This is a genomic window from Sedimentibacter saalensis (genome assembly GCF_007830175.1).
In the GTDB taxonomy this organism is placed as follows: Bacteria; Bacillota; Clostridia; order Tissierellales; family Sedimentibacteraceae; genus Sedimentibacter; species Sedimentibacter saalensis.
Genome location: NZ_VLKH01000010.1, coordinates 18,356 through 33,062, shown reverse-complemented (window position 1 = coordinate 33,062; position 14,707 = coordinate 18,356). Strand labels below are relative to the sequence as shown.

General features: G+C 37.5%; 13 protein-coding genes and 1 other annotated feature. Of the genes, 10 read left to right on the top strand and 3 right to left on the bottom strand.

Annotated features, from left to right (window positions below; all coding sequences use genetic code 11):
- The first annotated feature begins 6 nt into the window (after positions 1-6).
- From LY60_RS14415 to LY60_RS14405, 3 genes are read left to right on the top strand one after another with little or no spacing between them, the layout of a single operon-like run.
- On the top strand, positions 7-1,008 hold the full coding sequence (locus tag LY60_RS14415; RefSeq protein WP_145085376.1) for a 3-oxoacyl-ACP synthase: 1,002 nt from the start codon (positions 7-9) through the stop codon (positions 1,006-1,008).
- Between the two features lie 3 nt (positions 1,009-1,011).
- A complete protein-coding gene (locus LY60_RS14410; protein WP_145085373.1) occupies positions 1,012-1,647 on the top strand; it encodes a flavodoxin family protein in 636 nt (211 codons plus the stop codon).
- On the top strand, positions 1,634-2,356 hold the full coding sequence (locus LY60_RS14405; protein WP_145085370.1) for a beta-ketoacyl-ACP reductase: 723 nt from the start codon (positions 1,634-1,636) through the stop codon (positions 2,354-2,356). The genes LY60_RS14410 and LY60_RS14405 overlap by 14 nt, the downstream gene beginning before the upstream one ends.
- 50 nt (positions 2,357-2,406) lie before the next feature.
- Here LY60_RS14405 and LY60_RS14400 read toward each other — a convergent pair whose 3' ends face one another.
- On the bottom strand, positions 2,407-3,720 hold the full coding sequence (locus tag LY60_RS14400) for a copper amine oxidase N-terminal domain-containing protein (protein ID WP_145085367.1): 1,314 nt from the start codon (positions 3,718-3,720) through the stop codon (positions 2,407-2,409).
- Positions 3,721-3,924: 204 nt separating this feature from the next.
- Here LY60_RS14400 and LY60_RS14395 point away from each other — a divergent pair, with 204 nt between their 5' ends.
- From LY60_RS14395 to LY60_RS14375, 5 genes are all read left to right on the top strand, one after another.
- A complete protein-coding gene (locus LY60_RS14395; RefSeq protein WP_145085364.1) occupies positions 3,925-4,146 on the top strand; it encodes a DUF1858 domain-containing protein in 222 nt (73 codons plus the stop codon).
- A gap of 14 nt (positions 4,147-4,160) precedes the next feature.
- Positions 4,161-5,360 (top strand): DUF438 domain-containing protein, encoded by a 1,200-nt coding sequence (locus tag LY60_RS14390; RefSeq protein WP_145085361.1) that lies wholly within the window; start codon positions 4,161-4,163, stop codon positions 5,358-5,360.
- Between the two features lie 299 nt (positions 5,361-5,659).
- Complete coding sequence (glpK, locus tag LY60_RS14385; RefSeq protein WP_145085358.1) at positions 5,660-7,144, top strand: glycerol kinase GlpK; 1,485 nt, start codon at positions 5,660-5,662, stop codon at positions 7,142-7,144.
- A 363-nt stretch (positions 7,145-7,507) separates the two neighbouring features.
- Positions 7,508-8,746 (top strand): aminopeptidase P family protein, encoded by a 1,239-nt coding sequence (locus tag LY60_RS14380; RefSeq protein ID WP_145085355.1) that lies wholly within the window; start codon positions 7,508-7,510, stop codon positions 8,744-8,746.
- Positions 8,747-8,925: 179 nt separating this feature from the next.
- Positions 8,926-10,308, top strand: coding sequence for an SLC13 family permease (locus LY60_RS14375; protein ID WP_145085352.1), 1,383 nt, complete (start codon positions 8,926-8,928; stop codon positions 10,306-10,308).
- A gap of 182 nt (positions 10,309-10,490) precedes the next feature.
- On the opposite strand, the gene LY60_RS14370 is transcribed toward LY60_RS14375, so the two are convergent.
- Positions 10,491-11,324, bottom strand: a complete 834-nt coding sequence (locus LY60_RS14370; protein WP_145085349.1) for a PHP domain-containing protein — start codon at positions 11,322-11,324, stop codon at positions 10,491-10,493.
- A gap of 164 nt (positions 11,325-11,488) precedes the next feature.
- On the opposite strand from LY60_RS14370, the gene LY60_RS14365 reads away from it, so the two are divergent.
- On the top strand, positions 11,489-11,710 hold the full coding sequence (locus LY60_RS14365; RefSeq protein ID WP_019229771.1) for a hypothetical protein: 222 nt from the start codon (positions 11,489-11,491) through the stop codon (positions 11,708-11,710).
- 94 nt (positions 11,711-11,804) lie between these two features.
- Positions 11,805-12,032: a binding site (T-box leader), on the top strand.
- 21 nt (positions 12,033-12,053) lie between these two features.
- Entirely contained in the window at positions 12,054-14,066 is a 2,013-nt protein-coding gene (metG, locus tag LY60_RS14360; protein ID WP_281291872.1) for a methionine--tRNA ligase, read from the top strand.
- A 183-nt stretch (positions 14,067-14,249) separates the two neighbouring features.
- Here the strand turns inward: metG and LY60_RS14355 are convergent, their stop codons facing one another.
- Entirely contained in the window at positions 14,250-14,636 is a 387-nt protein-coding gene (locus LY60_RS14355; RefSeq protein WP_145085343.1) for a desulfoferrodoxin, read from the bottom strand.
- Between the last annotated feature and the right edge of the window lie 71 nt (positions 14,637-14,707).

Genomic DNA, 14,707 nt, shown 5'->3' with positions numbered 1-14,707 from the left:
GTTGACATGGACATCGTAGGCATAAAGAATATAGGAATCTATGTGCCGCCTAAAATAAAAGACAGTGCAAAGATAGCAGAACTTTCCGGAATACCTGAAGATGTTATCAGAGAAAAATTCGGAATAGTTCATGTTCATGAAGCGAGCCAGGATGAAACAGTGTCCTTCATGGGAATTGAAGCAGCTAAAAGAGCAATTGAAGGTTTTGATCCAAAAAAACTTGACTTGGTTGTATACTGCGGAAGTGAGTATAAAGATTACTACCTGTTTAACTGTGCAGCTAAAATTCAGCATGAAATAGGAGCAGTAAATGCCAATGCATTTGAAATTCATTCGTTGTGCTCAGCAGGTGTTTATTCTCTGAAAATATTAAAGAGCATCATGCTTTGTGACGACAGTATAAATCATGTGCTCCTTGTATCTTCTTCAAAGGAAACTCAGATTATAAATTATAAAAATCATAATTCAAGATTCATGTTCAATTTTGGTGATGGCGCTGCTGCAGTTCTTTTGGAAAAGGGTCTTGATAAAAATGTAATTCTGGAGACGCACATGATAAGTGATGGTCAATTTGCAGAGGATGTGGCTGTGTTTGGAGTAGGCTGCAGGAATTTTAAAGCAAATGCAGACATAAAATGCAGTGACAAGTTTTTAAATGTTCCTGACATTCAATCCATGAAAAAAAGGCTTGATCCTATAACACTTGACAATTTTAACAACGTAATTGCAAAATCTATTAAAAAGAGCGGATATACTGACAAAGACATAGGTTTTGTAGCTCCAATATTCATGAAGAGGTCAATACTTGAAAAAATACTGGAAAAATATAATCTCACTGAAGATAATTCTTTTGTGCTTGAAGAATATGGGCACTGTCAATCTGCAGATGCATTTATATCTTTAACAGAAGGTGAAAAAAAAGGACGGCTTAAAAAAGGAAAAATTGCGGTTCTGCTTGGAGCAGGAACGGGTTATACATGGGCAGCTACGGCTGTGAGATGGGGGTAGCATATGAAAATATTAGGAATTTGTTCAAGTCCACGGATGGAAGGAAACACTTTCTATTACTTGAAGACAGCATTGTCTGAAGCTGAAAAACTAGGAGCGGAAACTGAGCTTATACAGCTTTCAGGGAAAAAAATATCCGGATGCAGAACTTGTTACGAATGTGTTAATGCTAAAAAATGCACTCAGGAGGACGATTTTCAGGAAATTTTTGAAAAGATAACTAGAGCAGACGGCTTGCTGCTTGCTTCTCCTGTATATCATTCATGCATTACTCCTGAAATGAAATGTGTTCTTGACAGGGCAGGATTTTCCGGACGATGGGCTAAAAATGAAATGAAGGAAACAAAATCAAGCTATGAGTGGAAAGGTTCTGCTCTATCGGGCAAGATTGTGGCTCCTGTTACAGTTGCCAGGAGAGCAGGGCAGAACTTTGCATTTGCTGAAATTTTGCTTTGGGCAGCTGCAAATGACTGCATCATTGTAGGCAATACTTATTGGAATGTGGGTGTTGCAGGCAAGGGCGGCGCTTATAATGCCAATGAAGACCAGGAAGGAATCGGAATAATGACGAGACTTGCGGGAAACATGGTGGATGTAATTAAAAAATTAAATGCAGAGGTAAATTATGAACAGGCTTAAGGATAAGGTTGCAGTTGTCACCGGCGGTGCCAGAGGCATAGGAAGGTGCATTTGCGAACTGTTTGCAGATGAAGGAGCGAAAGTGATTGCTCTTGATATTTCAGATATTTTTTATGATAAAGACGGAGTTGAGGGATATAAGGCTGACTTGTGCTCTGCAAATGAGATTGAAATATTTGTTGATTATGTTGTGAAAAGGTATGGAAAAATAGATGTGCTCGTTAATAATGCCGGAATTACAAAGGATGCATTGATTGAAAACATGACTGAAGATATGTGGGATGCTGTTATGAATGTAAACTTAAAATCAGTGTTCAACCTCACAAAACATGTCTTGCCATCAATGAAGGAAAACAGAAGCGGATCAATTATTAACATATCTTCTGTTGTAGGAGAATACGGAAATGTAGGTCAGTCAAATTATGCTGCTTCAAAAGCAGGAATAATAGGTCTTACAAAGACATGGGCAAAGGAATTTTCAAGAAAAGGAGAAGCTATCAGGGTAAATGCAGTGGCTCCAGGATATGCCAACACAGAAATGATGGCTACAGTTCCTGAAAAGGTTTTGGAATCCATACGAGAAAAAACCATGCTGAAAAGGCTTGGAGAGCCTGTTGAAATTGCCAATGCCGTATTGTTCCTTGCGTGCAGCGAATCTTCATATATTACCGGACAGGTGATTTCTGTAAACGGAGGCTTGAGGCTTTAAATTTAAGAGATAAAAAAGGAGGATCGGTTTCTGCCGGTCCTCCGATTTTTTTATTGAGCTGTTTCTTCTGTTACTTTAGGCATTTCAGGAGCCTTTAAAGCTTCTGCCGGGATTTCAAAGGCAGTTGCTTTGTTTACATTTGAAATTTCCATAACCATTGTTACTTTCATGCTGTTAAGCATTGCCTTGTCAGATTCTGACATATCGCCAAGCATGTCTGTCATTCCTGACATCATTCCTGATAACATCTGGCTTAAGTCCATTTCGTATTTAACAAATTCTTTTGTTGCTTCATCAATGTATACTACGAAAGTAAGGTCTCCCATTTTTCCGGATACAAGTTCATCAAGCATCTTTGCAGTCATTTCTTCTTGTTCGCTCATTGATGTTGAAAGTTCTTCAACATATCCGCCAAGCAAATCCTTGTATATTTCTGTTGACATTGAGTACTGCATTCTTAAAAGTGTTCTTCCTGCATCATCAGTATATTTACCGAAATATTTTACATCTTTGATGTATTTCTTCATGAGTTCCTTGTTTGCTTCGATTTTATCCTGGTCATACTTCATGAGCATTGCAAACATTTCATCTTCTACTGTTGACTTCATCCATGTCAAGGCACCTTGGCTGTCAGGCATCCCCATGTAAGTTGTGTAGCCTTTGTCATCAGCTGACAGATACATTTGCATAACTGGCTGTGACATTTGTTGTCCCATTACGTCCATAACCATGTTTGCATTGATTTTTGCTTTCATTGGGTTTGTGAAGATAGTCATGAGCATGTTCATTTTCATGTGCATAGCCTGAACACTTCCTGCATCATCAGGAACGTTCATTGACATGTGCATTTCAGCAGTTGCATCATAGTTTTTCCAGTCATATGATTTGTTGTTTGCTTCTGTAAATATAGCAGCAGCATCTACAGGTGTTGTTGTTATAACTACTGTGTTGAGAGCCTGATCCCATTCAACTGAGGATCCGAATGCTTCAATGACTGCTCTTATTGGAAGATATGTTCTTCCGTTTACTATTTTTGCGGCTGTGTCTGTAGCAATTTTTTCGCCGTTTTTCATTATGTAGTTTTGTTCCACAGGAACTTCGACTTTAATGTCGCCTTTTATAGCAACAGCACTGCGGCTTTCATTGTTCCAATCAACAGTTGCACCGAATTTCTCAAGTGCGGCTCTAAATGGAACCAGTGTTCTGTTGTTTTCGTCAACAAACGGAAATCCCAAACTATCATTAAATTCAACTTTTGTTGAATCAATGCTTATTATAATTTCATTTGTTGTGTCAGCAAATGCGGTTACTGACGTAAAGATTAAAACTAATACTAGACTTAAAACAAAAACGATTTTTTTCATTATATTCCCTCCATATATTTGAATATTCGTCCTTTTACATGATATATTAATATCAATGCAAAATCAATACTTTAATATAATTATTTGATTAATTTGTAAACTATTACCAAAATCGGGTTTTTTATTTTTAGGATTGAAACAATAAGAATATATGATTAAATACTGCAAATTCAGGTATAATTGTATACATAAGGAGGAAATGATATGGAAATTGATTTTAACAAATCAGTACATGATTTGTGCAAAGAATATCCTGATGTTAAAAACATACTGGCGGAACTTGGATTTTCAGATATAACGAAGCCTGGTATGCTTGAAACTGCAGGAAGGTTCATGACAATAAAAAAGGGTTCTATAGCCAAAGGAATAGAAATTGAAAAAATAAAGCAGGAATTTATAAGAAGAGGATATGAAATAAAACAATAAATAAAGGAGAGATTATGAGCGAACAAATCAATAACAGGGAGTACAGAAAAGAGGTAATTAAGCAGGTTATTCAAGAGCTCCATGAGGGGAAAAGCGTCGAAGATGTGAAGCAGAAATTTGAGAAGGCATTTGCAGGAGTGTCTGCAACTGAAATTTCTGAAGCAGAACAGGCATTAATAACAGAAGGCCTTCCTGTTTCAGAGGTTCAGAGGCTTTGTGATGTCCATTCAGCAGTATTCAAGGGTTCCATAGAAGAAATTCACAGAGAAACAGACCCGGTTAAAATTCCCGGACATCCTGCCAATGTATTGATGCTAGAAAACAGGGAAATAGAAAAAATTATTGAAAACCAGGTAGTAAAAAATCTTGAAAGCAAGAGTCCGGATGCAATTCATAATTTGAACAGAGGGTTTGAGGAATTATCAAAAATAAACATACATTATTCAAAGAAGGAAAATCTTTTGTTCCCTTACATGGAGAAGTATGGAATCACTGCTCCTCCAAAGGTTATGTGGGGCGTGGATGATGAAATAAGAGAAGAACTTAAAATGATACAGTCTGATTTGTCATACGGAGTTCTCAATGAAGATTTGAAAAAGGGAATCAATGATTTGATGACCAGAATTAAAGAAATGATTTTCAAGGAAGAAAATATTATGATTCCAATGCTTCTGGATACAATGACTGAAGACGAGTGGAAAAAGGCAGCAGATGACAGCAGCGAAATAGGACACATGATTGATTTTGTTCCTGTATGGAAGCCTGAAATAAAGTACAAGGAAGAAATAAAGGAAGAGGCACAGGAACCAGGAGCAATTACTTTCCCAACGGGAGTTTTAAAAGCCGATGAACTTCAGTACATACTTAACACTCTTCCTCTTGACATAACATTTGTAGGAAATGATGACACAGTAAAATATTTTTCTCAGGGAAAAGAAAGAATTTTCCCAAGAACAAAGACCATAATAGGGAGAAATGTTTCAAACTGCCATCCGCCGGCAAGTGTGCACATAGTTGAAGGCATTGTGGAGGATTTGAAAGCAGGAAAGAAAGACCATGAGGATTTCTGGATTAAGATGGGAGAAAGATTTGTTTATATACGATATTTTGCCGTTAGAAACAATGCAGGAGAATTCCTTGGAGTTCTTGAAGTAACACAGGACATCAAGCCAATACAGGATTTAACCGGAGAAAAAAGACTGGTTTCAGAATAACAAAATATAAAAGGAACTCTTTTGAGTTTGTCAGATTTATTGACAAATCTAATTTTACACAAACCGTAGGGGCGGATCTTGTATCCGCCCGTGTTATTAAGCCAATAATTTGTTATCTTCGGGAGGACACAAGGTCCTCCCCTACACATTGAAACAACATTGTCATCAACCTAAGGAACTCTTATGAGTTTCTTTTTTTGTCTATTGAATATCATTGAATATTTAATTCCAGGAGTATATAATAATATTAATTATTATTTATATTTTGAAATTTCATAAATAAATTCTAAGGGGAGAATATGGATAGGAAATATGTTCTTGCATTGGATCAGGGCACTACAAGCTCAAGAGCAATTCTTTTTGACAGAAACGGAAACATTGTAAAAATTTCTCAAAAGGAATTCAGGCAGATTTACCCAAACCCCGGATGGATTGAGCACAATCCTTTGGAAATATGGGAAACTCAGCTTAATGCTGCCAGAGAAGTTTTAAATGGCATAAATAAAGAAGAAGTAGCGTGCATAGGAATTACAAACCAAAGAGAAACAACAGTGCTGTGGGACAAAAATACAGGACAGCCAGTTTACAACGCCATAGTGTGGCAGAGCAGGCAGACGTCAGAAATTTGTGACCAGCTTAAGAAATCCGGTATGGAGCCATACATAAAGGAAAATACAGGACTTGTAGTGGATGCATATTTTTCAGGAACAAAAATTAAGTGGATATTGGACAATGTGACGGGTGTCAGGGAAAGAGCTGAAAAAGGGGAAATACTTTTTGGAACCATTGACACGTGGCTTGTGTGGAAACTTACAGGGGGCAAGGCTCACATCACTGATTATTCAAATGCTTCAAGGACTATGATTTACAACATAAGAGAACTCAATTGGGATGAAAAAATATTACATGAGCTTAACATTCCGGCAAATGTACTGCCAGAAGTAAGGCAGTCATCAGAAATTTATGAAAACACTGTGAAGGATATTTTTGGTGTTGAAATTCCCATATCAGGCATAGCCGGTGATCAGCAGTCGGCTCTTTTTGGACAGCTATGCTTTCAGGAAGGAATGATGAAAAACACCTATGGAACCGGATGCTTCATGCTCATGAACACAGGCGAAAAAATAGTGAAGTCAAACAAAGGCCTCATAACAACCATTGCATGGGGTGTTGACAACAAGGTGGAATATGCTCTTGAAGGTTCCATATTTGTGGCAGGAGCTGCAATCCAGTGGCTCAGAGATGAACTTAAAATAATCCACGATGCCGCAGATTCAGAATATTTTGCAAGAAAAGTGGATGACAGCAACGGAGTGTATGTTGTTCCTGCATTTACTGGGCTGGGAGCTCCTCACTGGGACATGTATGCCAGAGGTGCAATAGTGGGACTCACAAGAGGAACAAACCGCAATCACATTATAAGGGCAACTCTTGAATCAATTGCATATCAGACAAAGGACGTAATCGAAGCAATGATTGAAGACTCAGGCATCAATCTCACAGCCCTCAAGGTTGACGGGGGAGCTACTGCCAACAATTTTCTCATGCAGTTTCAATCAGACATTTTGGATGTAAACATTGAACGACCTGAAGTCACAGAAACAACAGCTTTAGGTGCTGCATATCTCGCAGGACTTGCAGTGGGATTCTGGAAATCCAAGGGCGAAATTTCACAGTACTGGAGCATCAACAGAAAGTTCAAGCCTGAAATGGATGAAGAAAAAAGAAATGCACTGTACGAAGGATGGAAAAAGGCAGTCGGAAGGTCTAAAGACTGGGTATGACCTAGACACATTTTTCAGAGCGTTTTTTCTGAAAAATGGATGGTAGGTCAACCGCAACGAGTTCCCAATTTATGCGAACGGTAGTGAGCAGATAAATTGGTGAACTCGACTGCGTAATAAATTAAGAGTTAAGAGTTAAGAGTTAAGAATGAAGAATTATTTCACTTATTTTATATAGTCATTGCATTTAGAAACCTAAAAAACTATACATTTATTCACTGTCATTCTGAGAGCTTGCTCGAAGAATCTCATGTTTTCAACAAAGATGAGATCCTTCACTAACGATTAGGATGACAAAACTAGAGTTTTTCAGGTTCATGATGACAGTTTTAAAACATAGAAATTATAATTTTGGAGGGTTAAATGAACAGCAATTTTTATATTAATAACAGAGCGCGTTTTGCAGAAAGAATGGAGGATTATTCTACAGCAGTTTTCTTTTCCGGAAAGGCTCCAAGGGAAAGCGCAGATCAGGAATATGAGTTTTCTGTTGACAGGAATTTTTTCTATCTAACAGGAATAGACCGTGAAGACATGGTTTTAATAATCAACAAAATAGCCGGTAAAGTAACAGAAGCCTTATATATTCCGCCTGTTGATGAATATTTTGAAAAATGGTTCGGAATTCTCATGCGCAAAGAAGAAGCTCAGGAATTGTCCGGAATAAAAACGATTGAAGAAAGAGACTCATTCATGGCTCAGTTTGCCAAAAAACTTTCATCTTCAGACAGACCTGACAATGTATATATTTTCTCATACATAGCTGACAAGGATGAATCATATGACAGCTACAGGAGTCTTGCTCACTGGATTCGCAACCAGTATCCTGCAGTTAACATTAAAAGCTCCCTGGACATTATGATTGAGCTTAGAAGTTCAAAGCATGAAGAAGAAGTTAATGAAATAAAGACTGCAATAGGATATACAAAGGAAGCTCTGGAATTTGTAATGAAAAACTTAAAACCGGGTAAGTTTGAATATCAGGTCAAGGCAGATTTTGAATACCAGCTCATGCTAAGAGGGTCTAAACCAAGCTTTAAAACTATAGGAGCTTCCGGAGCTAAGGCTGTAATTCTTCATTACATAGAATTAAAACAAAAAATCGAAGACGGAAGTTTGATACTTCTTGACCTTGGAGCATTGTCAAACAATTATGCTTCAGATATTACAAGGACATATCCTGCAAACGGAAAATTTACACAAAGACAGAAAGACATTTACAACATAGTGCTTGAAGCTCAGGATGTAACAATGGATGCAATGCATGTGGGAGCAAGCGAGGTTGAAGTTAATGACAAAGTGAAAGCTCACTTTGCTAAAGGGCTAAGAAGTTTAAATATTATAAAAGATGATGCTGATGTTGAAAAATATTATTACCACGGCATAGGTCATCCTCTGGGACTTGATGTTCACGACCTTAGAAGAAGAGACAAGATTATGCAGGAGAACAATGTTTATACGGTTGAACCCGGTCTTTACATCAAGGAAGAAGGAATAGGAATAAGGATTGAAGATGATGTGTGGGTTACAAAGGGCGGCATTATAAACCTTTCAAAGGATATCATAAAGACTGTAAACGACATTGAAAATTTTATGAAATAAATATGAGTGCAAAAATCGCAGGAAAAATTCCTCAGACTACTCGACAAACTACGACGCTGTCATCCTGAATGATAGTGAAAGATGACAACGTCGTAAATTACTTTGTGATTAACCTAAGGAAAAAATCCTGCAATTTTTGTACAATAAATAATCTGAAATGTTTTAGAAAGGTAAAAATTATGAGCAAAAATAAAAGTCTGATTGGCTTAATATCAGGCATATTTGTTGCAGTTTTAATTAATATGCTTTCATTGGAAGGACTGTCACCTCAGGGAAAAATGTGCCTTGGACTGACATTGATGACTGTTGTTTTCTGGGCATTTCAAATAGTTCAGTCCGGTTATGCATCAGGACTTTATCTGGCACTTCTTGTAATTTTCAAGGTAGCTGAACCTGATGTTGTATTTTCCCCCTGGCTTGGAAGCACAATTTATCTTGTCATCGGAGCATACCTTATTGCTTCTGCTGTTAAGTCTTCAGGGCTTGGAGAAAGAATAGCCTATGCATTCATAATAAAGTTTGTGAATTCATATAGAAGCATTATAATATCTATATTTTTTCTTACATTCATATTGAGTGTTTTAATTCCACATCCTTGGCCAAGGGCGTTTCTCATCATGTCAGTTATGTCTGTAGTCATAAAAAATGCCAAGATACCAAAGGAAGATGCTTCTAAAATCGGACTGGCTGTATTTGCTTCTGCAGTTCCTGTATCAATGATTTTTCTCACAGGTGACAGCGTAATAAATACCCTGGCTGTACAAGCTACTGGAGAATCAATAAGCTGGCTTAAATGGTTTGTTTACATGGGACCTCCAAACATTATTTCAAGCATAATTACATGTGCATTGATTTTAATCCTCTTCAAACCAACTGCTGAAGTTACAGTCAACAAAAATGAAATGAAAGAAAAACTCAGTACTCTTGGCCCTGTATCAGTCAAGGAAAAAAGAACTATTGTATGGCTTTCAATATCTGTTGTACTGTGGATGACTGACTCAATACATGGAGTTAACATTGGATGGATTACGCTTTTGATTGCAATGCTCATGAGTTTTCCTGTCATAGGAGAAGTTCTGACCCCAAAACAATGGGGAGAAGTACCTGTGTATGTATTGCTGTTCCTCACAGCTGCCATGACCATAGGCAGAGTAGGAGGTGTTACGGGAATGAATGCATGGATTGCTGAAACAATTCTTCCTTCGTCAATACCTTCAAATCCCTTTGTGCTTGCATTCATCATATCTTTAATTTCTATGGTGATTCATATGGCCTTGGGGAGTGTTATTGCTGTTATAGGAATTGCAATTCCGGCTCTTTTGATATTTACAGAACCCATGGGCATAAGCCCCATAGTCACAACATTGCTTGTTTATACATCAATTGGAATTCACTACATACTTCCGTTTCATCACCTTGACGTCCTTGTAGGCCTGGGTGAGGAAAACGGCTTGTACACACAGAAAGAGGTAATGCGCCTTGGAATTTATCTTACGATGGTTGTGTTCATAATAACCGTCCTGGTGGAAGTTCCATATTGGAGGATGATAGGCTTGTTTTAGCTAGTTAGTATTTCATTAAAAAATCCCTCTTAATCAAGAGGGATCAGGTTGATGATAAAGTAACTTTAGACGTTGTCATTCTGAGGGCGTAGCCCGAAGAATCTCATGTTTTCAATAAAGATGAGATCCTTCACTATCTTTCAGGATGACATCGTCAGAGTTTGTCAATAGTCGAATCCCTCTTAATGAATAGAGGGATTTATAATTTCAAGGCTTTTTACTCCATAGTCTCCCATTTCAGAATCCCATGTAGTTAGTTCAATGCCGTGCCAATCGGTTCCGCCGGTTTTTATGAGACCGTGTTCGTCGGCAAATTTTTCATATTTTTGTATGAGCACTTCAGTGTGGTAAGGATAGTATACTTCAACTCCCCCAAGACCGTGTGGAAGAAGAAGTTCCATTTCGCCTAAATCTGCTTTTCCTATACGTGCAGGATGAGCAAAGACTGGTATTCCTCCTGCCTGCCTTATAACCTCAACGGCTTCAGATGAATGAACAGGAAAGTCGTCGATGAAGCGGTGTCCCGGGTATTTTTTTACCTTAGTGTTGAAAAATTCAGGCCAGTCCTTCAATGTGTAAGGTTCTCCGTTTTCAATCATTGCCTTCATTATATCAGACAATGCAAGTGACTGTTTGAAATCTGCATATTTTAAAATTTTATCCAAATCAAAATCTATGATGTGATTTTTTTGAAGCCAGTTGTAGTGTTCCAGGAAACTTTCATTGAAATGAGCGCCAATTATTTTCAGAAGGTCCTGAAGCTGACTGTTTTTGATGTCAATGTTGTAACCGAGAACATGTATTAAATGGCCGTTTGAAACTGAAGAAATTTCAATGCCGGGAATAACCTGAATATTTTCTTTCTGAGATTTTTCTATTATTTCAGCTACTCCGAAAGTCGTATCGTGGTCTGTCAGGGACAATGCTGTCATATTTTTATTCTTTGCAATTTCAATTATTTCATCTATGGAATTTGAACCGTCAGAATATTTTGAATGAATGTGTAAGTCAATCATGTGATACTCCTAATTTTTTATACAACATTATATCATTTTCATGATAAAATTGTCATTATAATTATTATTTCTAATCATTTTTTAATTTTGCACTAATTAATTTTGAATAAATTGTGTGTATTATATTATCAAACGAATATAATAATGGTAAAGGGAGATGTAATATGGAAATTTTAATAGGAATTTTTGTATTCTTTATATTTATAGCTGCAGCGCTTAACATAGGAGTTGTGTTGTTTAAAATATTGTTTACAATAATAGGTGCAGTTATGGGATTTGTTCTCATAATCATGCTTATTCCGCTGGGAATCGGATTCTTGCTTATTCCTGCAATAATAATAGGAATAATCGCAGCGATTATTAAATGTATACAGTTTATATTTTAGCATAAGAATACAAAACTCCGGTCTCGGAGTTTTATTTTTGTTGACAAATAAATGATATTTATGTATAGTTTAACATAAGAATTGAAATAATATATTAATGGCAATGAAGAGAAGAGTAATTTTTAAATCATGATATAGAGAACCGGGAAAGGTGAAAGCCGGGGATTGATTTATAAGTGAACATGGCCTCGGAGCCTTGTGCCTGAACTTATTTAAGGTACAACGTATGGTATACGTTACAATGCACGGTCAATGACCTGGTAAGGCTCATGCTGCGAAGCATGTGCGAAAAAGAGTGGTAACGCGAAATATCGCCTCTTAGCTTTGTGCTGAGGGGCTTTTTATTTGCAAGAATAAGCAGGAGGAAAAAATGGATAAAGGCAAATATTATTTAACGACAGCAATAGCATATACATCAGGCAAACCCCATATTGGAAATACATACGAAATCGTACTGGCTGACAGCATAGTCAGATTCAAGAAATTAAACGGATACGATGTGTATTTTCAGACAGGAACTGATGAACATGGAGAAAAAATTCAAATTAAGGCAGAGGAAGCAGGAAAAACTCCTCAGCAGTTTGTTGATGAAGTTGCAGGAGAAATCAAGCGCATTTGGGATTTGATGAACACAAGCTACGATAATTTCGTAAGGACAACAGATCCAATGCATGAAAAGAAAATTCAGCAGATATTCAAGAGACTTTACGATCAGGGAGACATTTACAAGGGATATTACGAAGGATGGTACTGTACACCTGATGAAGCATTCTTTACAGAATCACAGCTTGTTGACGGCAAGTGTCCTGACTGCGGTAGAGAAGTGCACATGGCAAGAGAAGAGGCATATTTCTTCAAAATGAGCAAGTATGCTGACAGATTGATGAAACATATTGAAGATCATCCGGAATTCATTCAGCCTGAATCACGCAAGAATGAAATGGTGAACAACTTCATAAAACCTGGACTTCAGGATTTGTGCGTTTCAAGAACATCCTTCAACTGGGGAATCCCCGTAACATTCGATGAAAAGCATGTTGTTTATGTATGGATTGATGCCCTCAGCAACTACATCACATTCATAGGTTACGACCCTGAAGGAAACCACAGCGAACTTTACAAAAAATACTGGCCTGCAGATGTTCATTTAATAGGCAAGGACATATTGAGATTCCACACAATTTATTGGCCTATACTTCTGATGGCACTTGGAGAAGAACTTCCAAAACAGGTTTTCGGCCACCCGTGGCTCATGGTTGGAGAAGGAAAAATGAGCAAGTCAAAAGGAAATGTTATTTATGCCGATGACCTGGTTGATTTGTTCGGAGTTGATGCAATAAGATATTTCGTACTTCATGAAATGCCTTTTGCAAGCGACGGAACACTGACATATGAACTTGTAATAGAAAGAATAAATTCAGACCTGGCAAACATACTTGGAAATCTTGTTAACAGAACAGTTACAATGACAAACAAGTATTTTGACGGCGAAATAATGGCACCGTCTGAGCATGAACCTATTGACGACGAGCTTATAAGTTTAGCCCTTGAAACACCATTAAAAGTAGAAAAGAAAATGGATGAGCTGAGGGTTTCTGATGCAATAGATGAAATTTTTACTCTTCTAAGAAGAAGCAACAAGTATGTTGATGAAACTCAGCCATGGGTGCTCGGCAAGGATGAAAGCAAGAAAGCAAGACTTGGAACCGTCTTATACAACCTGCTTGAATCTATAAGAATAGCAGCAGTGTTGCTGGAGCCATTTTTGCCTGAAACAGCACAAAAAATTTACAAGCAGATAAACACTGACAAGACGGACTGGGATTCTCTTGCACAATTTAACGGAATGGTTCCCGGACAAAAGGTTGGAACACCTGAAATATTGTTTGCAAGAATAGATGCTGTGAAGAAAATGGAAGAAATAAACAAAATAAATGAAGCTAAAAAGGCTTCTGAAGCACCGTCCCAAACACCTTCTGAAGTGAAAAAAGAGGAACCGAAAGAAACAAAGGAAGAAACTGCAGAAGATGATGGTCTCATTTCAATAGATGATTTTGCAAAAATTGACTTGAGAGTTGCTGAAATAGTAAAAGCAGAAAAACACCCCGATGCCGACAAGCTTCTGATACTTCAATTGAAGCTTGGTGATGAAGTCAGACAGGTGGTTTCTGGAATTGCCAAGTATTATGAGCCTCAGGATCTTGTAGGAAAGAAAATTGTAATGGTTTACAATTTAAAACCTGTCAAGTTAAGGGGAGTTGATTCAAACGGTATGATACTTGCAGCTCAAAAAGGAAAGAAACTCACTCTTATTTCCACCCTGGAAGACATTCCGGACGGAGCAAAACTCAGTTAATTAAGAATGAAGAGAACGGCGAGCCGTTCTCTATTTTTTATTATCAACATGTAGGGGCGGACCTCGTGTCCGCCCGCCGTAGGGCAGCAAGCCCTACGAATTTTTAACTAAAAAAGGATTTGTGCACGCACAAATCCTTCCATTAACTCTTAATTATTCACTCTTAATTCTTAATTGCCTTGACTAAGCTTCTTTTTTCCAAAGTCCGTGCAAATTGCAGAACTCATAAGCAGCTTGAACTTCATCGCCTTCAGCAAGTGCAAATACTGCAACTGGTTCTTCTCCAGGAGACAGACATTTTCTCTGAGCGCCTTGCTTAGTAACCAGGTAAATCCATTGAATGAAATGTTCAGGAAGCATTGGATGAGTTACGCTACCAACTTTAACTGTTACTTTGTTTCCTTCAACTTCTATTACAGGAACATGTTTTTCAGTAGCTGCGTCAACAGTGTTTGGAACCAGTTCTTCCATTTCTTTTCCGCAACATACCAATTTTCCGCCGCCTTCATTAATCAATCCTACTAAATTACCGCAAGTCTTGCAAACATAAAACCTTCCTTTGTTACACATATAATACCTCCTAATATTTTTGAATTATTCAACATTTAATGTATACCCAAAATTATAGAATTTAAAACATA